Genomic DNA, 22,554 nt, shown 5'->3' on the forward strand with positions numbered 1-22,554 from the left:
TTGGCTTTATCATTTTGTAAGTTGTAAGCGATACATCAAACAATAAAAATTATGATTAGAGAGGTAATTCGAGTAATGGAGTTGAAACATGCCAATACCAACAAGTCGGCCTAAACACTCTATTTCAGCTCCCAACAACGACCTCATATGCTCGCTTTTATACAGACATACTTACAAAAATATCCCCAAAAAAGCCATCCAATGTACAGTATTTAGAACATCAAATGGCTCTTCCTTTGTATCTTTGTCAATAAAAATTTTACGCACTACGCCAGTATTACGAATTACTGGTTTGCCCGACTCAAAGACCAATGCTTTTGGTACATACAAAGTGCTATCCACCAAGTACACTTTACCCTGGAACTTGGAAGCCAATTCTTCCTGATGGCTATGACCTACCACAATATAGCTTACGTCAAAGTGCTCCATAGTGGCATTAACTAACTGCTGATCGGCCTCCGGATATTGATCCATCGCATAGGCATAGCCACGATATTGCGTTGGAGAGTGAGGCCCAACTAACAGGCTATTATCTATCTTGGCCCCTGTTAAATAGGCTCTATGGGCACCATTAAATTCGCTGGTGCTCAGCCCCTGCTTGAGCAACTGAGGGCTTATACCTCCATGGGTAAAAAGTACTGATCCAAGCTTCAGCATTACATCTTTACTCCTTAGCCAAGCTCCTAAAACTGTATCTTCTGCCAAAGCTTGATCATATGGCCTCAACTGCTCTATAGCCCATAAGTGTTCAGCCTCTACAGATTTAATTCTATAAGTAAATGCATACTGTTCATGATTTCCTAGTAGAAAATGTACAGCTCCACCACTATTGGCCGCTTGCTCCTCAAGATGATAGATAAACCAGAGCAAATCATAAACATATCGCCCCCGGTCAAAGACATCACCTACAATCACTAATTGGCCTGAGCCATAAGTCCATTTTTCATCGGCATCAATAATACCCAGGTTTCTCGCCCAATTTTTAAAGAAGTCTAGATCTCCTTCCAAGTCACTGACCACAGCAATAGGGCTTACCTCATCATAGGGGACAAACTCAACTTCACCATCCCTCAAAGAATAAGTTCTTTGATCGCCCCCACACTCCAATACAATTTCCTTAGAAATGGACCTCTGCTCTTTAACTTTATCGCCACAGAACCACCGTGAAATATAACCATCTGTGCTTTGAATGATCACCGGCCCCTGCATCCTTTCTAGAAGTGGGTTTTCAGCAATTTTACTCAAGTCGGCGCGCCATCTAATAGCCGCATCACCAATAGGAATCTTAATTCCTTGAAAGACTTGTCCTGTAGTTTTAATAACCTTACTACCACTTAGCAGGTAGGTTATACCTGCTACCCCCAAAATAAATAGGACAAAAAATAAGGTGATAGCTCGCTTAACAACCGTTCCGACCACAAAAAATCCCTTTAACATAACCTGAATCAATTCGAACATTATCAAGACAAAGATTTCTTGAGTCAAAATCATTCAACTCATGGCAAAATTTAACCTGCACCTCAGTACAAATTAATTCGATAGAAACTCTCTACCAGCCAAATACAAGTCGAGTAAATTTGAAAAGAAAAATACTGTGAAAACAGCCAAAAATATGCGGTATTATGCCAAGCATAAATAAAATGGAGTTCAAAGCTATGCCGCTGCAAGATCAACTAAATTCTCGTAATGCATTGAGAGAACTGAAAGCTGACCCGCAAACTGCACTACAAAATTATCGGTTGCAAGTCGGCCTCCAACCTGGACATCAAACGCAGCTGGCTCGAGTCCCATTCTCACTCAACTTGGGAAGTATCAATATCGGCCCAGGTGCACCAAATAACGACAGTAGAATCTATATTCAGGCTCTCACAACCCCAACGCGAGGGCACAGTTCTGTGAATCGGTATACCGCACTATTACGGCCCAATACGGCAAATGCGGATTTTTGGGTAACCGAGCGTCAAACTGGCTGTAGCTTAATCATTCTTGACTGGGGTGGTGGTCAGCTCTCTATGGGACACTTGCAGCCCCATCCCTTTAATAGTTACAACCAGGTAAATCAAACTATTATCAATAATACGCCTCTCAGTGTATTTGCCAGCACGCAGAGAAGCTACTTACGAACAGACGTCACTCAGCTAATCGATGCCTCTAAAGTTGGTGGCCTGGACCCGAATCGTTATATTTTGATTCAATCAAACTTTGCGGCCATTAATCTGCAAAATAAAAATGTAATAGGTGTTAAGGAAACGGGCCAATGGAACTTTTACATGCAAACCAATGGTGTGAATAGAACTGTCCAGCAGCTCGTATGGACCGACTGGAGTTCCTACCTGCCCTATTTTGCCTACTAATAACCAGGTTTCTAAAAAGACCAGATTGGTTGAACAGAGTATCAATCTGGCCAGCAGCGGGTCGCACATAGTATGTACGGGAAAGGATACCTGATTGGCATTGTTGCTGCGCTTGTCTTATGGCTACTGCTTAGATATGTCGACAAGCGCTACTACCAAGAGAAAAGAGAATTAAAAAGAAAGAAGCTTCAGGAAATTCAAAAGAACAAAAGAGATGATACGTAAAACCCTGCCATATTTGCTTTTAAGGCTGAATTAAATCCCTCTGCAAGCCCTCAACCAATGCCTGCCAAACTACCTCTACCGCTTTACTTCTTATAGACCTTCCCAAGCACACTAGATGGATCGGTTGCAGCTCAGGGCTTCTCCATTGCTGAAAGATAGGCATCAACTTGCCCTCCGCTAATTCCCGGCGCACCAGAAGAGGATCAATCATAACTATACCTTGACCCATTGTAGCTAATTCAACCAATGTACGGCCATCATCGACTACCATCGCCGGATCAATGGGAATGGTCTTTATTTCACTACCATCGTTAGAAAAGTGCCAGTGATCAATGGTTGTTGTTTGGTTACTAAACACTAAGCATTGATGCTGGCTTAAATCATCTGGAGAATTAGGTTCCCCCCTACTCGCCAAATAATCCGGGCTGGCAAACCACCCCCAACGCTTTTCACCTATTCGGCGCGCTACCAATGAAGAGTCCGGCAAGTGCCCAGTGCGAATGGCAATATCAACGCCTTCATCCAGTAAGTTCACAACCCTATCGCTTAAGTTCACTTGAAAAGTAATTTTTGGGTAGCGTTGCTTTAGTAATGGTATGGATGGCAATAAGTACCGCTGCCCCATTAAGGTAGAGCAACTTATCTTAACTCTACCAACAGCTTCATCCTGGTGGGAGAGGATCAGGTGTTCGGTATTGCTCATTAGCTGAGCCATTGTCTCCGTTGCTTCCAACAAAGCAGCACCGGCATCCGTAAGGCGCAATTGCCGCGTACTTCTGTGCAATAGACGCTGATCAACAAACCCCTCCAGCTGTGCCAGCTTCTTGCTGACTGATGAGCGAGGTAAGCCCAGCTGATTAGCAGCCCCCTGAAAACTGCCTTGCTCAATGACCAACCGGAAGACGTACAAATGTCCCAAGTATTGATGTAGATGCTGCATTCTGCCTCACTGCTTCCAAATTAGAATCAAAGTGTTGCCCTAATGGTGCCTTATTGATACCAGTATAACAACATATCCTCCTAAGCCTAATCTTGGCAACTGCCATTCATTGCACCATTACAATCGCAAGAGAGGATCTATGGGACACCAGCAGAGAACAAAAACCATCGCAATCACTGGTGGCACTGCCGGTATTGGACTCGCAACAGCTAAGCACTTTTTAACCGAGGGCTGGCAAGTCATCATCACGGGCCGAAACGCTGAAAAACTGGAACAAACAGCCGAGGATATCGCGGGCCTCTTTGGGAGTAGCGGCCAGCTGACCTGCCACCTATGTGATAGCGGACAACTCGATCAAATTGAGCAACTGGGAAACAAATTACAAAACGATGAGGTTAAACTGGATGCCCTTATCTTGAATGCCGGTATTTTCAAGCCTGGGATATTTGAGGAAACCGATGAAGCCCTCTTCGATCACACTTTTGATATCAATGTGAAGGGACCTTTTTTCACACTGCAAAAATTACTACCGGTGATGAATAACCCCTCCAGCGTGGTTTTGCTTTCAAGTATTGCCGTAGAGAAAACCTTTTCGGGAACTTCCGCTTATAGCGCGAGTAAGTCTGCCATTGAAGGTTATGCCCAGGTCCTGAATGCGGAGTTAGCGGTGAGGGGAATTCGTATAAATAGCGTACGCCCCGGAATCACCCTGACCGAAATCCAGGAAAAAGCCGGCATGAGCCAATCAGACATTCAAAGTCTCGCAGAGAGTATGATGGTAACGCCACTGGGCCGGGCACTTGAGGTAGATGACATAGTGCCAGCAATCCACTATCTGGCCACAGATCACTCAGTCGGTATGCGAAATGCACACCTGAAGGTTGATGGGGGCTACTGCCTCTAACCGGCTTGAAAGTGCACAAGTGGGGGCCAAGCCCTCCACTTGTGCGAATGACCACCTTAGAAATCCTCTTCATTCAGTAGTTTGGCTACCGCACCTATGTGATCAGGGTCTAATAACAAGCCACCCAGCACAAAATTATCTGAATAAACCGAATGCAGTTGGGGAGCAGTGTTTTCATGGTGCCACCACAGAAATGACATTTAGCATTCCTTCCCAGAGTATCCATTTGCTTTCCAAAATCCAGTTTACCCACCTCTACTTTGCGGTTTAGCTTCAGATCCTCTTGGACCAACTTACTTAAAATGGCTCCTCTTACCCGGTGAAACATTTCGATTAACTGTTCCATATTTTCTACACGAAAATGACACTATTCCTCTATTAATTTTCGAGAACAATCACTTGTGCAAATTACCGCACTTAAAATCTGGCCTTTAAACAATATCTCATAACATATTAAACCCAGAACTAGGATAGACCTATTATCTTCTTCAACAACGTGAATCCGCTTATATACAGGCCTATTAAGCTCCAAGTAGTAGCGAGATGAAAAAACTGGGGGAGGTCTAGAAAATAAAAAAAACAAATGGCAATAAAAAAGTAGTATGACGCAATTTATCACCTACATACAAATTGCATTAGAAGCGCCCTCTACTATATAAATCCTGTTAAAACTTGAATCTTATTCACCGATGAACGCGCTCGAATTGGTTCTTGATGACTACCGGGCACCTGTTCCCTCACAAGTACTGGAGCCTTTAGTGGCAAATTAATGAACGTTTAGCTGTCCCCTAAACGTTCACTCGTGAGATCAACTTGGTGGCTTAAGTCATCAAAGCGAGACTTGCTTAAGGTAAGAAGTGCTATCACTTTTCGAAGCAATTTTGCATTGCACAAAAGAAAGTAAAAGAGGGATCAGGATTAGGGTAATCGGTGTAGCAAATAGTTCCCCAAATACCAAGGATATAGCTGCTGGCTTTAAATATTGGGCTTGCTCACTGGTTTCGGCTAATAATGGTAGCAACCCACAGATAGTAGTCACCGTGGTTAAGAAAATTGCCCTAACGCGACTTTTCCCAGCTTGAAGTAACGCTGTTTTTACTGGTACGCCCTGCGCGTAGAGCTGATTAAATCGGCTCATTAATACTAGGGAATCGTTAATCACTACCCCAGTCATTGCCATCATCCCAAACAAGGATAACAAGCTTACTGGGAAGCCCAATAGGCCGTGTCCAATAATTGCCCCTGCAAAGCCCATTGGAATCACCGACATAATAATCAAAGGTTGCCAATAGGATTTTAATGGTATCGCCAACAAAACGTAGATAAGTAAAAGGGTCAGCAACATGGACTTTTTAAATCCAGCCTGTACTTCTACTATTTCGGCAAATTCACCAACGGCCTTAATTTGGACACCCGGATATAGGCGCTCCAGTTCTGGTACCAACCCTTCCTTTAGCTTCTCCCAGTTTTTTTCCGGTGAGATAACAGAACGATTCTGACGCCAGTAGATACTGACCACTTCATCGCGATTACGACGATAAATAACCTCGGGCTCACGCTCATACTCAAGCTGGGCGATTTCACCTAAGCTTACGTAGCTGTTGCCATCCAGGTTAATAGGAGTCGCTTTTAACTGCTCAATTGTTTTAGTTTTTGCTTGAGGAAAGCGGGCCAAAACCAGAGTTTCTTCACCTTTATCCAACAGGCGATGTATTTCAATCTGGCCGTATGCTCCGCCTATCAGCACCGCCAGATGGCTTTGATCAATTCCCAGGCTGGCTCCTCGCTCATTAACCGAAATTTTCAGCTGTCTTTTAGCAAGTTGGCTATCATCGTATACATCGTTCACACCGGGCAACTCAGCGAGTGAAGCCTTGAGGCGGTCAGCCACTTGTTTTGCCTGATCTCGATTGCGAGCAGAAACCGCAATGGCAGTGTCGCCCGCCGGCTCCTCCGTAAGGCTAAACTTCACTGCATAGCTACCCTCCAGGATACCTGTATGCAGCCGCAACTCCTCTAAAAAGCGGTTGCTCGCTAATTTAGCCAAGGCGTCATGTGTTAATTCCGCTGTCAACTCTATAGTCTTGGTGCCTTCCTTTGACACTATATACTTGCTAACAGGTGAATCTGGAAGTTCAAACTCCTGTTGCAACCTATTTGCAGTGCGCTTGATGGCCTGTTCAAGCTGACCGGTATTGCGTTCCACTAAAGTATTTGCAACACCATGCTGCATAGTCACTTTAACCGTGGCATAGCGCCCTGGAATCTCAGGGAAAAATACTGAAGCAATATGCCCCTTGAACATAGCGCCATAGGCCAGTAGCAAAAAGGTGACGAACAGACTAATGCTCGTTTTCCGGTTTACCAAGCTCAAAGACAAAAGCGGAATATATATCTTATCCGAAAATTTATCTAATAAACGGTTACATTTCTCTCTGGCAATCTCAATCCATCGTTTTAGTGCGCCTTTAGTTTGAGTATGTGTATTTGGATAGCTCAAATGGGCGGGTAATATAAATTTGCTTTCAATTAGTGAAAATATCAGTGCAAATATCACTACAGCTGAGAATCCTGACAAGGCTTTTGCCAACTCATTTTCAATCCATAACATCGGTGAAAAGGCCGCGATTGTAGTCAATACGCCAAAAACTGTGGGCACGGCTACGGCTTCAACACCCTTCCAGGCAGCTTCTTTAGTGTCAGTTGTATTTTGTCTCGCCTGGTGAATACTTTCACCGACCACAACTGCATCATCTACCAATATCCCCAGCACCAAAATCATGCCGAATAAAGTGATATCGTTAATGCTGTAATCCAGGGAAGGAAAACCCATCAATGTAATCGCACCAGCAAGGGATATGGGAATCCCCAAGGCAACCCAAAAGGCCAGCCGCGTATCTAAAAAAAGCACCAATAGTAATAAGACGATGAATAATCCCTGTAAGGCGTTGCTACTTAGTAGGTCTAATTGCTCGGAAATATAAGGGGACATATCCGCCATTACATCCAATTGCATATTCTTGGGTAAGGTCGGCTCTAATGATTCTAATACTGATTTTGTGGCTTCATTGATATGAAACAGGTTGTCCTTTTGGCTGGTGGATATCATCAGTGCGACTGCAGGTTGCCCTTGGTATCGAACAATACTGTCGGTTTGCTCATAATCTCGCTTAACAGTAGCGATATCACTGAGTCCCACTCGTGCCGTCGATGTATTGATAATGGGGATATTCCTAAGTTCCGCCAAGTTGTCAGCCAGGAAACTGCCCTGCAGTACAATATTGCCATTGGCCGTTCTTAATTCGCCACTGCGATATTCTACTGACCATTGGCGAATACGTTCCGTTAGGTTTTCAATGGATAAACCGTAGCTTTGGAGTTTCCTGAGGTCCGGCTCTATAGCCAATAGCTTCTTTCTTTTACCCAGGTTTGTCACTTTAGAAATAGCAGGATGTTTCTTAAGTGCTCGCTCTACTCGTGAGGATACCTGCTGAAGAGAATCATTATTGTCACCACCGTAGACCATGACAAACGCCGCAAGATTCGTATATTCACTGCGATAAATACGCGGCCGCTCCGCCAATGCAGGAAAACCTTCGATACTTTCAACTTGATTGCGAATATCTTCTATCAAACGATCCAGCTTAACATTAGTATTTTTTCTCACTACTAATGAAGCGTAACCTTTGCTCGATTGACTGGTTATGCGCTTTATCCCTGCAACACCACTGATAGCTTCCTCAATACGCTGTGTAATACTCTCATCGACCTGGCGGGCAGTGCCGCCGGGGTAGACAACGGAGATTTCGACTTCCGTAGGTGGAATTTGTGGGAAGCTTTCCACCCGCAGATTTTGAAAGGTCAGCAAGCCTGCAACCAGAATGAACACCATAAGAAGGTTAGCGGCAACCGGGTTATCCAGGAACCAGCGTGAGAGTGTTTTCATGTGCAGGCCTTAGTTGATAGTCATTGCAACCGCTTGACCTTCAACAAAGTTGGTCAAAGGAAAGCGAACAAGCTGACGATTCTGGTGGGGCCGATTCTTGTAACGAAACAGGACTGATTCCGGCCGCATATCCAGTAGCTCTATCTCTTCCAAAAGTAGGGATTGTTCAGAAACGCTCCATACTTTCCCATCTTCTGTAAGAACCGATGCTGGTGCGCTGACAACATAGCTCTGTGTGTTGCCTCCAAACACTACACCGACCTGCTGATCGGCGAGCAAGGGAGTCTCGTGCTGAAAGGGGTTAGCCACTTGCAACATAAGGCTACGCTGACGGGTGACCGTATCCATGATTGGGCTAAGGTAGCGGATCGAGGCCTGCCATTGTTGTCCGTCAGGCGCCTCTATAGTGATTTTGTTGGGGTCTTGCTGAAGGCCGTCTAAGCGCTGCCAAGTCTGCTCGGATAGCTCAACTTTAATATCCAGGTAATCACTGGCTGCCACTCGAAAGAGTACATCCCCCTCATTTATCCATTGGCCAGGATGGATTAAATCTGCAATAACCACTGAGTCAAAAGGCGCTTTGATTTGCGTATCAGCCAGCCTCTGCCGGGAGGATGCGAGAGCTCCCCTCGCCGCTTCTCGATTTGCCTCTGCGGCTTTGACATGTGGCTCCAGCCGGCCAAATGATGACTTCGCTTTATCCCCTCGTTTTGCTACGTATTGACGCGTTAACACCTCGGCCAAGTTGAGTTCAGCTTCTGACACTCTGGCTTGAGCAGCACTTAGCTCAGACTGGTAAAAAGTATCCTGTAGCGATGCCAGTATTTCTCCTTTTCTAATGAGGCTGCCCGGCATTGCGTGTTTAGCAATATGGGTGACACGCCCGCTGACTGACGCGATAACTTCAGTCGCCCAGCGGGGTTGTGTTATGCCCGTTGTTTTGACTTCAAACTGTGCATCCGCCGGTACCGCCTCTACGACGGTGACAGTAAGACCAAGCTCTTTGGGCTTCTCGACCATGGCTACCGGCTGTTGCTCAGCCCCAAGCCACAGCCCTACCAAGACCAGTAAGCTGGTGGCAACGACACCTGCAGCCCGTCGCTTTAACCAGATTCCCGCAATTTTCATCATGCCTAGGCAACTTACAGTTTATGGAACACTCTTGCACCATAACTAATAGCAGATTATGATACAAGTATGTTCCATAAAGTTTGAGTGATAACTCCATGGCTGATCAACTAGATGCGCGTATTCAGAAGTCACAAACTGCGATCATGAAGGCAGGAATGGAACTCTTGAGCAAAAACAGGGAGGCGTCACTTAGTGACATTGCCAGGGCGGCTGGAGTTGGGCGCACTACCCTTTATCGCCTTTATGACACGAGAGAAAAGCTGATTAAGGCTGCTGCAATTCACTGCCTGCAGGCATTTGATAAAGCTACCGAACACTTGGAAAGCGAAGCTGAATCAGCTCTGCAAGCCTTCCACCTGATGTTCAAGGCGATCTTTCCGCTGTCCGCTGAAATGGAGTTTTTAATGAAGCTGGGAGACTTTGATGAAGATGACCCAGAACTCACCGCGATCTATGAGAAACAGGGAAATGAAATCGCGACATTAGTGGAATACGCAAAATCCGAAGGCAGCTTGTCCAAGAAACTTCCTACTTCCTGGGTAGTAAACCTGGTAGAAGGTCTGCTTTATACATCCTGGTTAACAAAAAATGCAGAATCCATAGACCACAATACGCTGGCCGATTTAGCGTTTCACACATTTTGTAATGGCGTTGCTAGTTAACCATTGAGAGTGTTGTTAAATGACTCAGCCAGTTACTGCTGATTTTACGAAAGATAAGCACAAACATTCTTTACTTTCGATTTTTACCCGATTTAAGTGGCGAGTATCCTTGACCCTAGCGCTGGTCATTATTGAAACACTCCTCGAACTACTCTTTCCACTTGTCATCGGCTGGGCTATCAATAGTCTGTTAGAACAGTCCTATGATGGCATTTATCTATTGGCAATCTTGGGTACTATCTCTGTCCTTATAGGAAGTGCTCGAAGATTTTACGATACAAGAATCTACGCACATATTTACCAGGTAGTTACGTCGGAAATGGTAGCCCGTGAAAAAGCAAAGAGGCAGTCGGTATCGACTATTACTGCGCGCTCCAGTTTATTAACTGAAATTGTCGAATTCTTTGAAAATAGTCTACCAGAAGTCATTACCGTTTCTATTGGTACGGTGGGTTTGCTCATTATCATCAGCGCTATCAATCTTAATGTCTTTCTAGCTTGCCTGGCTCTTCTTGCTATGATTATCCTGATCTATTGCGTAATCGGAAATACCAATTATCAGCTGAATGAATCTTATAATAATGAGCTGGAATATCAGGTTGATGCGATTAAACAGCCAAATGTTGAGCATGCAAAAGCACACTTCCAGCGCCTTATGCGGTGGAATATTGAATTGAGTGACCTGGAAACAGGTACTTACTTTATATTGTGGGCAGGCATAGTCGCTTTGTTTGTTTACGCTCCCATAGCTGCAATCGATGGGGGCCTGGTTAACTACGGGTTAATAGTTGCCTTATTAATGTACGTTTTCGACTTTATTGGGAAGGTATCTGCGTTGCCACTCTATGTTCAGCAGGTTATTCGTTTGAAGGAGATTTCTAATCGGATTCGATCATAAGGAAAGAGGGGCTTTATTGCCAAAGGCACTCCCCCCGTTCCAAAACAGCTGGGCTTCTCACCAAATACTGGCTCAATCTCAAAAGAAACTTTGGAAGCCGCTTTCAAAGCTTGATACAGGCACAGATGACCGCCGGCGCTTTCTTTCTACTAATGATCCGCCCCATCAACAAGCGCTGACCACTTATCATCCAAAGTACCAGAAAAGGCTACGCAGTTCCCCCTCCCGTCAGCTGGGAACATTGACTATTGATACCAAAGGACCAATTCCCAATGCAGCGCGATTACAATATGTAGCCCGCACGATCTCGCGGACCTCTACAGAAACCATCTCCACATCGGGCACGGCTGCACATAGGGCCTTGGCTAGTAAATGAGCCAAGCTTTGTCGCTGCTCAATACTTCTACCTGAAAGCAGACTGCACTCCAGGTGTACAAACGGTGCTGGTTCAGGTCCAACCAAATAGTGCTCGACAGGTAACAAACGAACTTTAATATCCCCCGGCTCAAAGAGTGCAGACTGATCTGCAGCGGCATGGATAGAAGTCAGTAAGCTATCAACATCTACCGACTCAAGTAGGTTAGAAGGACACTGGATAACACAGTGAGGCATAAATACTCCCAGGTGAATTTTGAAAGAAAAGCTACATGACCGGAGCGGGTAGTGTATCCGCTGGCAGTAAGCGATTAATGCTCCAGTTCAAGATATGGGACACCCAAAGTCCGTCGTCATCCACATAGATCCCATGTACAAAGCCAAATTGCTTCTGTCCCCGCCCAGGCTGGCCTTGATAGCGCATCTTGAGATCACCAGACAGGTCGTACTGTCGCACTTCCTCGGCCCGTGCATCTGTCATCCACAAAGCATCACCTTTGAGAAAGAGGACATAGGGGTAACCTATTCCACGCCAATGAGTTAAATATTTACCCTGTGAATCAAAGATCTGTAGCCTGCGGTTTTCACGATCGGCAATATATAACTGCCCCTCAGAATCAATCACAATGGAGTGAGGGAAATTAAACTCTCCAGGGGCCTCCCCCTGACCACCCCAGGTGGTTACCAAAAGGCCATTCTTATCCAGCTTTACGATGCGGCTGTTGCCTTTATCCACCACATAAATAAATCCATTTCTATCCACTGCAACATCTTGGGGCTGATCGAACAGCACCAAGTTGTAGTCGCGATCAAACCAGCCTTCACTGGCTGCTCCTCGCTTCCCCAATACCATGGCTACTTCGCCATCAGGTGCAAATTTCAATACCAGGTGCGTGGCAGTATCGGTAGTCCAAATATTGCCCTTATGGTCTATACGAAGACCATGCGGATTTTCAAACAGTCCCGCGCCAATTTCGCGAACAAAACGCCGCTGCCCATCGAACTCCAACAGCGAATGAGACCCTCGGTGAAACACAACAAAGTGGCCATTCTCCCTGCGGACCACCCCCGCAACCTCCCCAAAGTGCCAACCCACTGGCAACTTAAAATCACCCCCCTTGACGTGAAATGGCTGGCTGTTTGGCGGTGCCTCGGCCAGCGTAAAGGCGCTGGGAACCAAAATCAGGCATAGCAATACAATCACTCTCATCAGAAACCCTTCTTAACTTGTCGATCTGCCAAGATATTGTGACTTTTTCCTATAAATGCGTTAATAGCATAATTTTGATATTCACTTTTTCCTGCCAGGAAATTATTGGAGGTTCCTTTGGACCGGTTCCACTTAATTCAGGTGTTCACTACGGTGGCGCGATTGGGGTCATTTACCCGTGCCGCCCGGGAATTGGGGTCCACGGTGTCCGCTGTGAGCAAGGCCATCCAACAGCTTGAGCAGCGACTGGGTACTCGGCTAATTCACCGTACTACCCGATCCCAAAGCCTTACGGATGCGGGGCGGGACTACCTGGAAACCACAGAGCGTGTCCTTAATGATCTTAGGGAAGTGGAAGAGCGCCTAACCAGCTCCAAAGGGCAGCCCTCTGGATTGTTGCGGATTACCGCCCCAACGGCTCTGGGGCAGTTCTGGCTGGCACCTAGGCTACCGAAGTTTACAACTGAGCACCCAGATATCCGTTTGGACCTGATTCTGGATGATCAGCTTCGGGATCTTACCGGTGAAGGGTTTGACCTGGCATTGCGATCCCAACCTGCACAGCCCCAATCAACGCTCTACTCTCATCAAATCGGCCGGCACGATCGGCTCCTGGTAGCATCTCCTGAGTACCTGGCAAGGATTAAGTCCTTTTCCTCCCCGGACCAACTCAATAAATTCCAACTACTGTGTTACAAGTACAGCCGCGATCCACTTTCCTGGACTTTTAAGAAGGGGCAGGAATCGATCACGATTGCCCCCAAGCCCTACTTTTCAAGTAATAACTACTATTCCCTCTATCAAGCAGCCCTATCTGGCGCCGGTATAGCTTGCCTTTACGATTATTTGGTAGAGCGGGATATGACGGCGGGTAATTTGGTTCAGGTTCTGCCGGATTGGCAACAATCAAGCAGGCCACTTTTTGCGGTGTATCAGCAGAGAAGAGCCGCCTCCGCCAAGCTGGATGCCTTTTGGAGGTTTCTGGAGGAATGTTTTGAGAACAACGCCTGCTGACACTCCTGTAGCATAGGTGTTTGTGTATTTAGTTGGCGCTGGGGGGGCGAACCATTTCATTGGCAAGTACTGGAACCCCGCTGTAGGTAGTTTGCAGCTCCCTGGTCACCACAAAACCATATTTGCGATACAGGTTTTTCACCGGGTCGTTGGTCTTGGCAACCTGCAGGTGTACAGCGCCACTGATTTCCCCTAACAAGTACTCCAGCAACTCCCGCCCTACCCCCTGACCTCTAAACGATGGATGCACAAACAGTGCACGAATCTCATTCTTATACCGTGCACCATAGCCAAGAACATCACCTTTTTCGTACACATAAATATCCGACTCCATCAGCTGGGCCAAACGTTTTTGATCTTTATCCAGCGGCAACAGATTGAAACTCCGGTTTTCAAACCGTAGCTCATCAAGTTTTGAACGGGCATATATATCCAGCACACTTGGATAGTCATTTTTATTGTATTTTCTAATCATTTTGAGAGTGAATCTGTACAAAAGAAGGCAAGTTCAAATTTATCTTCCTGATTATCAATTGAAGTAAAGGGGACAACAAGGACTATTCGCTACTTATTCCGTGACGTACATGAAACATTCGACTACTTAAACCAACTCCGAAACCCTATATTGGATACTCGTACAAGTGCACTAATTAAGAATTGATGAATAATTCTTCCCGGAGCTCAAAGTATTACCACTGCTTTCTCTTTATCTTCCTTCTTCTACCAGTCATTCCAGCTGCTTTTTCACTTCAACAATCAAGATTATTTAAGTCGTAGAAGCGGCGATATCTTCAGGTAATCGATCTAGCGGCTCCTGAATTCGCTCAGTTAAGCCAAAGTCCTTAAGAATGCCATAAAGGGCTGGCAGGACTAACAGAATCAAAACGGTTGAACTACTTATCCCAAATACAATACTGGTCACCAGTGGAATCAGTATCTGGGCTTGAAGGCTGGTTTCGAACATCAGTGGCAACAATCCGGCCACTGTTGTCAGTGAGGTAAGGAAAATAGCCCTGAACCGGTCGCGACTGGCTTGACTCGCCGCCGAGTGAACGTCCATTCCCTTTCGGACACGAAGCTTCACAAACTCTACTAACAGGATTGAATCATTCACCACAATTCCAGTGAGAGAGACAAATCCCATCATGCTGGGCATCGTCATATTCTGCCCCATAATAATATGTCCCCAGACTACACCTATTAAAGCCAGGGGAATCGCCATCATCACAATTACAGGTTCGGTATAACTACGAAATTGAAGCGAGAGTAGTAAATAGATTCCTATTGCCCCGATCAACAAGGCCTTACCCATCGATAGACCTGTAATGAGACTATTCTCAATCTCTCCTTTCATGGTTACCCTTAGGCCCGGAAATTCCTGCTCCAATGGTGCAAAAAAGTTCTGTTGGGTATCCAGCAGAATTTCACTGGCATTGGCCCTCTCTGTAAAAACATCTGCAAAGACCGTAACAACACGCTCACCATTTATTCTCTGGATACGCGCATAGTCCCGGTGCATTTCAATATCGGCAATTGCCATCAAGGGTACACGCTGCCTTGTTTCAGGGTGGATAATGACAAGCTCGTCAAATCGTGACAGCGCACTGCGAGATGGCTCATCCATTCGAACACGAATTTCGTAAGTCTCTCCCTGATACTGCACTTCATCAATCTCTGTGCCCTGATAGGCAGCTCTCAGTTGAGTGGCCACAACACTGGCATCAATACCAGAAGCATAAACCCCCTCCCGCATTCGGACCGTCAGCTGTGGCTTACCAGGACGCAGGTCATCTAGTACATTCACCACTCCTTCGTAACTGCGCAGCCAGTTTTGTAGACGTATAGATATTCCTTTTAGCTGATCAATATCCAGCCCGGCCAAGCGAAGGTAAATAGCTCGTCCAGCTGGACCAGGCGATGGCTCCTTATACAAAATCGCGATCGCACCAGGGATATCACCAGCAGCCTTACTCCAGGCCTGACGTAACTCACTGATACTTGTATGGCGAACTTCTGCAGCCAGTAGGTCGACATTTATTGTGGCTACATGAGCTCCAGTCTCAAAAGCATCGCCATTCACCCCGTAAGTAACACTAATGTGCTCGATAAGAGGCGCTACCTCTTTCCCTGAGAGGTTTTCAGCAGCTAAATACAGGGCCTTCTTCTGATATGCCACCAGCTTTTCCATTTCTACGAGGGAGGTTCCTTGGGGCATTAGAATTCGGGCCTGTAGTAAATCTCCCTCCAATGTAGGAAACCCTTGGAATTTAACTAACCCCGCAGGAAGTAAACTCACCGTAACAAAAAATAGTCCCACTACGCCGCCGACAAAAGCATATCTATATTCAACCGCTTTATCAGCGACACGCCCGACATACTCTCTCCACAACTCAAACCGCTGAGCAAAAGCGATTTTCCAGGCTGGTGGGTTTTCCTTGTGCAAAAGGGCATGACGCAAATGGGCGGGGAGAATAAGAAAGGCTTCAATCAGGCTAACCACTAGTACAGAGATTAAAACAATTGGTAAAACTTTGAGGACCTGCCCCATGTCCCCTTTGATAAAAGCTAATCCAGAAAAAACGATCACGGTAGTAACAAATGAGGAGATAACCCCCCTTGCAACACGCTTGGTTCCGATAACCACCGCCTGAAGAGGTGTACGGCCATCCCGGTATTCGGTGGCGATACTTTCCGAAAGCACAATGGCATCATCCATCAAGATTCCAATTGCAATCAGCAGCCCCACCAAGCTGATCATATTGATGGATATACCCAAAGTAGTAATCACAGCAAAGGCGCCGAGAAATGAAACGGGCAGGCCCATAACCACCCAAAACACATATCGCCCGCTAAAAAACAAATAAAGGGTCAGCGCAACAAGAATAAGCCCTTGCCAGGCGTTGGTAATAATCATCCTTAAACGATCAGCAACAATTGAGGCGCTATCCTGAGTAAGAATCAACCGCATTTCTTCCGGCAAATGGGCATTTTCCGCCTGGACAAATTCGCGAACCGCTTCCAACACCCTCAAACTGTCATCCACGCTGTTTTTCTGAACAACAAGCAATGCGGCTCGCTGCCCATCAAAAGTGATTTTGTCCTCCTCCTTTTCAAAACTGTCGTGGATAGTGGCAATATCGCCCAAACGCACCTCTGCGCCATCCATTCCTTTGACAACAATAAGTTCTTCAAGCTCTGCTGCGGTGCGCCGCTTTTCGGTAAAACGAACCTGATACTCCCGATCAGGTGCAGTTACCTTACCGGCGGGCATATCAATTGCCTGCTTATCGATAATTGCGGCAAGATCGGCAACACTCAGTCCATACTGTCGCAAATTGTAATCTGAAATTTCCACTTGCAATTGATGGTCTGAAAAACCGGAAATTTTGACAATGGGCACCAGCGGATGACGAAGTAACTCTCGGCGATAGTGCTCGGCCAATTGGTTGAGCTGGATCAAAGGCAAATCTGCGCTTAGGGCAACACTCACCACCGGCTGGGTACGTCCCAGCTCTTCTATGACTGGTCTTTCGCTCTCAGCCGGAAGGGAATCTATTGCATCTACCGCAGATTCAATGTCGGCAAGAAACTGCCCCATATCACCTGCTTCCTGCATTTTCAGTTTCATCACGCCAAGATTGTCTGCAGCTTCACATCGGCGCTCATCAATAAATGGGATGCCATCCGTTGCCTCTTCGAGGGGGAGGCAGATACTGTCTTCGACCTCAGCGGTAGCTGCACCAGGATAAAATACTGAGACTTGTACTTCGAACTTGTCGATTTCTGGCATAGTCTCTCGCTTCATCGTCGGCAATACGAAAAAGCCAGCCAGCATTAAACCGACCATAAGCAAATTGGCAGCAGTTGGGTGGATCGCAAAAAAGCGAATCACTCGCCAACTTCCTCTACTGCCACGGTCAGGTCTGAAACTCCCATTTTGACATCGATGACAGATACTGCCGTCCCACTGATTGCTGGGATAACATCAGTAGTTATCACCTGATCTCCAGGCACCAAGCCAGAGCGAACAACAGCTAGATCACCCTGGTAGTAGTCCACCGTTATGGTGCGAATCTTCAATTGATTATTTTCAGCCAAGTAGACCCGCCCTTCATGCATGGCTCTGCGAGGGATAACTAAAGCTGGCGAAGGAGGTGCAATAAGCTTAATCCGGGCATACATACCACGAAATAGGGGCGGCCGACCCTCGGCTACTATATTTCGATAAGGGTTATCCACTGCAACCACTACGGAGAGAGTTCTGCTTGTGGTATCCATGGTACCTCCAACTCTCACTACCCTGCCCCGCCATTCCACCGGTTCAATACCACCTACCAGTCCAACCCTGGCCTCCAATCCCAATAAGGCATCTGAGAAGTCGTCAGGCGAGAAAGTTTGATCACTGGGAGATTCAATACTCCGAAAAAGAGGCACTATTTGAGCCATCGTCAGTTCGGCTGAAACCTCCACCTGATCCATACCATAAGCGACAAAAAGCGGAGTCCCATGGGCAACAGACTGGCCAGCCTCCACATAGACATCACCGATCCGCACGTTATAGGGCAGGCTTATCCGGGTTCGCGATAACTGGTAGCGACTTTCACCAAGCAGCGCTTCAGCACGACTTATCTGGGCCTTTATCACCTGCCTACGAGTGGGAAAGAGGGAGAGATTACCCTTTTGAAGTTCAACTTCTTGTCGCAACTTCAATACCCGTTGCTCCTCCGCATCAGCCGCTGAGCGAGAAACAATCCCCTTAACCGCCAACTGCTCTTTTCGCTGTAATTCCTGTTCCCCTAATTCCAGTGTCCTCTGAGCTATTTCCAACGAACGCTGGCTATTAGCCTTTTCAACCTCCAGTTCTTGTAATTTTGCGCGATAAACAGCCAAGTCACTCTCCGCTTGAGCAACGGCCAATTGATAGCTGGTTTCGTCAATATTTAGGATTGGTGCCCCGGCAGATATTATTGCGCCAGGTTCCAAATCAGCCGACACTGAAACCACACGACCACCAACTTCAGAGTTTGCCTCAAGGATAAGGCTCGGCATCACCTCTCCAAAAGCAACAGTTTCAGCTCGAATAGGCATTCGCTTCACTTCGATGGCTTCCACCAGCAGTTCCGGAACTTGCCCTTCGTATCTTTGTGGTTTCTGTCGACTGGCCACCAGCGACATAGCCATTAAAATTCCACCAAGTATCAAAACGGGTAGCATTCGACGACGCTTTAGTAAGGCTTTGATTGCGCTACTTGTCATAGTTTTACCCATAAAGAACTGGCCGAACCAGACCTTAAAAAGCCTAGTGCCACTAAAACCCAGCAGTTGAATACTCTATTAAAGTTCGCAGAACGCACAACACCCTGTAAAGCTTAAAGTAGTTACTCAATATATTTACCTTGTAATCTGCGCCAACTCATATCAATCGACTATCAATATTGAATCTAATCCCACTTCGATTCGCTCCCCCCTTAAATTCACTGAACTATGCTTGGGCTACCAAATTCCGACCTAACTGACAGTGGGACAAAAATGGCGAACAATCACAAAGAGACATCAAAAGCGATACTGGAATTGTGGGGGGACAACTTCCCCGACAAAGCGACAGATTATTTATCACCGGATTATAAAAATCACCAAATGCCCTATGCTGGCGGTTCCACGTCGGTTTTATCGATAAAAGACTGCCTGGATTTAGTCGCTGAATTTCACCAGGGATTCTCCAACACAAAATTAGAAATTCTGGTACAAGTTGCCGAGGGTGATTATGTTTGTACCCGCTGGAGGATTACCGCCACCCATACGGGTAAATTCCTACAGTATGACGCAACAGGAAAAACCAGCAGTTGGACTGGCGTACATACCGATAGATATAAAGATGGAAAAATGGTGGAAAGCTGGGTGGACTGGGATAAATACACTTTCCTGGAGCAATTAGGTTTAGTTGAATAGCCGACCACGAACCAGTCAAAGGTAGCCTGCGCAACGCTACCTTTGACAACTAACAATATATCAATCTTTCTGTATCTATTTACGATAACATCTCTATGGAAAAAGTTTTATTGACTGGCTTTGAGCCCTTTGGTAACACACCGATAAATCCAGCCGAGTCAGTTATGCGTATGCTGGACGGAACACAAATAGCCAATGGTGATATTCATGGTCTTTTGATACCCAACAACTTCTTTGAAAGCATTGAAGTTGTCACGGATGCTATTGAAGAAATAGAACCGCAATTAGTGGTGATGTTAGGAGAGTACAGTGGCCGTGCAATCATTACAGCTGAGAGAATTGCACAAAATTATAATGACTCCACCAGATATAACCTGAAAGATAACCGGGGAGTTGAAATGCAGGGTGAGCCGACTATACAAAATGGTCCTGTCGCTTATCACAGCACACTCCCTATCCGCGCAATGGTTATGGCAATGCGCAATATTGGTGTTCCTGCCGATATTTCTGATACTGCGGGTACTTTTTGTTGCAACCATATGATGTATGGCGCGCTTCACTATATCGCGACTAATCAACTAAATATCCCCGCCGGCTGGATACACCTTCCTCAGCTACCCCAGATTGCCGCACTACCCGAAAATATCGGCAATCCCAGCATGTCAAAAGAAACTGCCGCCCTTGGGATACAGGCTGCCATTGAAGCCGCACTAGCTAACCCGCGGGACACTGACGATCCGATCCCTTCTCACTTACAAATCTAATCAAATTGAACAGTTTAGTAAGGTCATATTCTCCCTACTAGTAATTTTTATGCAATCAACATACAAAGAAGGAAATATCAACGAGATATCTCAAAGTACCAAGTAGATCAATAAATGCTCTTACCGCGCAAAAAAAGGCCATATAGACACTATAAAACAACCCCTTCTACTACTAATTTATAGCAACATCATCACTATATTTATCTCCTCCGGACAGACCCGACATCACAGCTACTGTGCCAGTCCAAAGAGTATTTCTACAGAAGAGACAATCAATGTCATTAAAGTGATGTCCCTTTTTCGCCAAGGTATCCAAAACCCACTTCAGGTTTACAGCTGCCATAAACTGTCTATTTCTTATGGTCAGAATACTGGGCGGCTGAAAGGACTGAATGCTATTTGCCTTGGCAACCATTCCGATATTATTAGCATTCTGAATTCTGCGTCTTCGACTATCACTATCATTGTGAGACATAATCGCATTAATCGAAGTGTAAGTTTCATTGTTAGTATTGTGTCTATTAGTAGCGCTACTGGTATACTTCGTCAGGATGTAGTTAAAACAAGTATCATTTAAACCTAAATCTTCAACAGAATTGGCCCCCCGATCATAAAACCTCCCAAGTCCAGGATCATTCACACTGAATTTATCACGCGAGTAAAAATGCAGGTTAACATTGTGCTCTATTTTGAAACTGGATGTGGTTCTGCGATACCCGTGAGCAGTTACAATTAACCGGTTTGTTGTCATTCCACGAGGAGTCCACAACCAAGCACGACCATCAAGATCTACACACTGATAGTTCCCTGCCACCGCCACTTCAGAATCATCAAAGGTATGCCAAAGTGCTGTTGCCTTATTACCAAAATAGTCCTTTAAAGCACTTTTGACATTACTGAAAAACTCCTTTGCAGGCATAAACCCTCCCCAGCTCTCAAAGCCTAAGTTAACAAATAGAATTATCTCGAGAAAAATCGTATTCCACTCAACAACCGAAGTAAATGTTTAAAATATGCGATTTTTTAATCAAAAATAGCTTTCAATAGCTACAGGAAATATGATCCGGAGCCTATCAGGCAAACCATTAGATACTCACTCTTCAGGAGCAGGAAGCAAAGAGTCGACAGTTAATATAAGTAATTTCGCGGGATCTGTTTTGGAGGGATTAATCGTACAATGCCCCTGCTGGTCAATAGCTATACCATTAACAGGCGTATCTCCCCCAAAATGAACATCTCCAGGCCTATATGTCACCTCAACACCGTCCCGAGTTGTCGTACGCCAACAGCCAGATAATGTAATAACCCACTGAGGGTTCGGAGTAGAGTGAAAATCGCTTTTCCACCCAGGAGGCAAAATTGCAAACTCACTTCGAATAACTTTAGGCAAATCACGATAGTGATATTCGGGCACAGGATTGGAGTATTGAATCAATTCAAAATCTGAAAAATGTCCTACAGTGGTTCTTGACCTTCCTCTTTTATCATACCAAAGATGATAAAAATCTTGGCGAACGATTTCTTTTTGCACTACGAGTATCTCACCTCATCAGCAAAAGCTAAAAATTGCCTCATCGATAAATCACTAATTATCCATAGGTTACACCTAGTTTCAGACAATCCAGATCACCTACTTAGAAACTGTAACACCGAAGAATTTGTCTTCCTCAAATATTGATCTACAGACCACTTTCTGCCACCAGTTAACACAAAAGATAAGCAAATAAAAGCCCAAAAAAGAGGGTATTCCCACCCACCATAAACGGTTTGTATATTTCCACTAATATCTATACCACTGACATGACTTGCCCATGAAAAACCTGCGAGATAATGCCGCCCTTCAAATAATGCAATCATCAAATAAAGAGCAGTCCCAACAGCGGCAAACCGCGTAAACAAACCGAAAGTAAATCCAACAAATGCAGAGAACGCACAAATACCAGAGATAATCACCATAGAGGATGAGTATCCAATCCCCTCAAAATAATGAACAACAAAATTGTAAGCGTCTGCGCCCAACAGACCAAACTTCTCAGCAAAATGATGGGTAAAATTGAGCCCGATATAAATTCGAATCAAGGCCAACTGTAAATCAGCTGCAGTCTCATAGCTTTCGTGCGTGCTCTGCTTCATATAACACTTCCTTAACACACAACTCAACCACAGCCATACCTTCCTTTTT

Annotated in this window: 20 protein-coding genes; 7 read left to right on the top strand and 13 right to left on the bottom strand. The window is 45.6% G+C overall.

What is annotated here, in order from left to right; genetic code table 11:
* Positions 1-171: 171 nt before the first annotated feature.
* Positions 172-1,485, bottom strand: coding sequence for a metallophosphoesterase (locus tag ACJJIR_RS11890; RefSeq protein ID WP_444905497.1), 1,314 nt, complete (start codon positions 1,483-1,485; stop codon positions 172-174).
* Between the two features lie 170 nt (positions 1,486-1,655).
* Between ACJJIR_RS11890 and ACJJIR_RS11895 the strand changes: the two genes are divergently transcribed.
* Complete coding sequence (locus ACJJIR_RS11895; RefSeq protein WP_444905498.1) at positions 1,656-2,354, top strand: hypothetical protein; 699 nt, start codon at positions 1,656-1,658, stop codon at positions 2,352-2,354.
* A 244-nt stretch (positions 2,355-2,598) separates the two neighbouring features.
* Here ACJJIR_RS11895 and ACJJIR_RS11900 read toward each other — a convergent pair whose 3' ends face one another.
* A complete protein-coding gene (locus ACJJIR_RS11900) occupies positions 2,599-3,519 on the bottom strand; it encodes a LysR family transcriptional regulator (RefSeq protein ID WP_444905499.1) in 921 nt (306 codons plus the stop codon).
* A gap of 139 nt (positions 3,520-3,658) precedes the next feature.
* Here ACJJIR_RS11900 and ACJJIR_RS11905 point away from each other — a divergent pair, with 139 nt between their 5' ends.
* Positions 3,659-4,423, top strand: a complete 765-nt coding sequence (locus ACJJIR_RS11905; protein ID WP_444905500.1) for an SDR family NAD(P)-dependent oxidoreductase — start codon at positions 3,659-3,661, stop codon at positions 4,421-4,423.
* Between the two features lie 56 nt (positions 4,424-4,479).
* Here the strand turns inward: ACJJIR_RS11905 and ACJJIR_RS11910 are convergent, their stop codons facing one another.
* The 3 genes from ACJJIR_RS11910 to ACJJIR_RS11920 all read right to left on the bottom strand — a co-directional run bounded on the left by ACJJIR_RS11910 (position 4,480) and on the right by ACJJIR_RS11920 (position 9,500).
* The gene (locus tag ACJJIR_RS11910; protein WP_444905501.1) at positions 4,480-4,623 is read right to left on the bottom strand and encodes a DnaB-like helicase N-terminal domain-containing protein; all 144 of its coding nucleotides are present in this window, start codon (positions 4,621-4,623) and stop codon (positions 4,480-4,482) included.
* 629 nt (positions 4,624-5,252) lie between these two features.
* Entirely contained in the window at positions 5,253-8,369 is a 3,117-nt protein-coding gene (locus ACJJIR_RS11915) for an efflux RND transporter permease subunit (RefSeq protein ID WP_444905502.1), read from the bottom strand.
* Positions 8,370-8,378: 9 nt separating this feature from the next.
* Complete coding sequence (locus ACJJIR_RS11920; RefSeq protein WP_444905503.1) at positions 8,379-9,500, bottom strand: efflux RND transporter periplasmic adaptor subunit; 1,122 nt, start codon at positions 9,498-9,500, stop codon at positions 8,379-8,381.
* Between the two features lie 95 nt (positions 9,501-9,595).
* Here ACJJIR_RS11920 and ACJJIR_RS11925 point away from each other — a divergent pair, with 95 nt between their 5' ends.
* Positions 9,596-10,162 (top strand): TetR/AcrR family transcriptional regulator, encoded by a 567-nt coding sequence (locus ACJJIR_RS11925; protein ID WP_444905504.1) that lies wholly within the window; start codon positions 9,596-9,598, stop codon positions 10,160-10,162.
* Between the two features lie 19 nt (positions 10,163-10,181).
* Positions 10,182-11,060 carry an ABC transporter six-transmembrane domain-containing protein gene (locus ACJJIR_RS11930; RefSeq protein ID WP_444905505.1) on the top strand — a complete coding sequence of 293 codons (879 nt, stop codon included), beginning with the start codon at positions 10,182-10,184 and terminating at the stop codon, positions 11,058-11,060.
* A gap of 228 nt (positions 11,061-11,288) precedes the next feature.
* Here the strand turns inward: ACJJIR_RS11930 and ACJJIR_RS11935 are convergent, their stop codons facing one another.
* Positions 11,289-11,672, bottom strand: coding sequence for a 5-carboxymethyl-2-hydroxymuconate Delta-isomerase (locus ACJJIR_RS11935; protein ID WP_444905506.1), 384 nt, complete (start codon positions 11,670-11,672; stop codon positions 11,289-11,291).
* 31 nt (positions 11,673-11,703) lie between these two features.
* Positions 11,704-12,645 carry a peptidyl-alpha-hydroxyglycine alpha-amidating lyase family protein gene (locus tag ACJJIR_RS11940; protein WP_444905507.1) on the bottom strand — a complete coding sequence of 314 codons (942 nt, stop codon included), beginning with the start codon at positions 12,643-12,645 and terminating at the stop codon, positions 11,704-11,706.
* A 117-nt stretch (positions 12,646-12,762) separates the two neighbouring features.
* On the opposite strand from ACJJIR_RS11940, the gene ACJJIR_RS11945 reads away from it, so the two are divergent.
* Entirely contained in the window at positions 12,763-13,659 is an 897-nt protein-coding gene (locus ACJJIR_RS11945) for a LysR family transcriptional regulator (protein WP_444905508.1), read from the top strand.
* 28 nt (positions 13,660-13,687) lie between these two features.
* Here the strand turns inward: ACJJIR_RS11945 and ACJJIR_RS11950 are convergent, their stop codons facing one another.
* The 3 genes from ACJJIR_RS11950 to ACJJIR_RS11960 form a co-directional block, all read right to left on the bottom strand.
* A complete protein-coding gene (locus ACJJIR_RS11950; protein WP_444897554.1) occupies positions 13,688-14,134 on the bottom strand; it encodes a GNAT family N-acetyltransferase in 447 nt (148 codons plus the stop codon).
* A gap of 291 nt (positions 14,135-14,425) precedes the next feature.
* Entirely contained in the window at positions 14,426-17,551 is a 3,126-nt protein-coding gene (locus ACJJIR_RS11955; protein ID WP_444905509.1) for an efflux RND transporter permease subunit, read from the bottom strand.
* Positions 17,548-18,915, bottom strand: coding sequence for an efflux RND transporter periplasmic adaptor subunit (locus ACJJIR_RS11960; protein WP_444905510.1), 1,368 nt, complete (start codon positions 18,913-18,915; stop codon positions 17,548-17,550). Before ACJJIR_RS11960 ends, ACJJIR_RS11955 begins: the two co-directional genes overlap by 4 nt.
* Before the next feature lie 273 nt (positions 18,916-19,188).
* Between ACJJIR_RS11960 and ACJJIR_RS11965 the strand changes: the two genes are divergently transcribed.
* Both ACJJIR_RS11965 and pcp read left to right on the top strand, forming a co-directional pair.
* Positions 19,189-19,608, top strand: a complete 420-nt coding sequence (locus ACJJIR_RS11965) for an ester cyclase (RefSeq protein ID WP_282933128.1) — start codon at positions 19,189-19,191, stop codon at positions 19,606-19,608.
* Positions 19,609-19,703: 95 nt separating this feature from the next.
* Positions 19,704-20,372, top strand: a complete 669-nt coding sequence (gene pcp, locus ACJJIR_RS11970) for a pyroglutamyl-peptidase I (protein WP_413665523.1) — start codon at positions 19,704-19,706, stop codon at positions 20,370-20,372.
* 172 nt (positions 20,373-20,544) lie between these two features.
* Here pcp and ACJJIR_RS11975 read toward each other — a convergent pair whose 3' ends face one another.
* From ACJJIR_RS11975 to ACJJIR_RS11985, 3 genes are all read right to left on the bottom strand, one after another.
* A complete protein-coding gene (locus ACJJIR_RS11975) occupies positions 20,545-21,291 on the bottom strand; it encodes a putative adhesin (RefSeq protein WP_444905511.1) in 747 nt (248 codons plus the stop codon).
* A 174-nt stretch (positions 21,292-21,465) separates the two neighbouring features.
* Positions 21,466-21,903: a cupin domain-containing protein gene (locus ACJJIR_RS11980; RefSeq protein ID WP_444905512.1), complete on the bottom strand. Its 438-nt coding sequence runs from the start codon at positions 21,901-21,903 to the stop codon at positions 21,466-21,468.
* A 95-nt stretch (positions 21,904-21,998) separates the two neighbouring features.
* On the bottom strand, positions 21,999-22,505 hold the full coding sequence (locus tag ACJJIR_RS11985) for a DoxX family protein (RefSeq protein ID WP_444905513.1): 507 nt from the start codon (positions 22,503-22,505) through the stop codon (positions 21,999-22,001).
* Between the last annotated feature and the right edge of the window lie 49 nt (positions 22,506-22,554).

This window comes from Microbulbifer maximicatervae (SeqCode) (assembly GCF_052467385.1).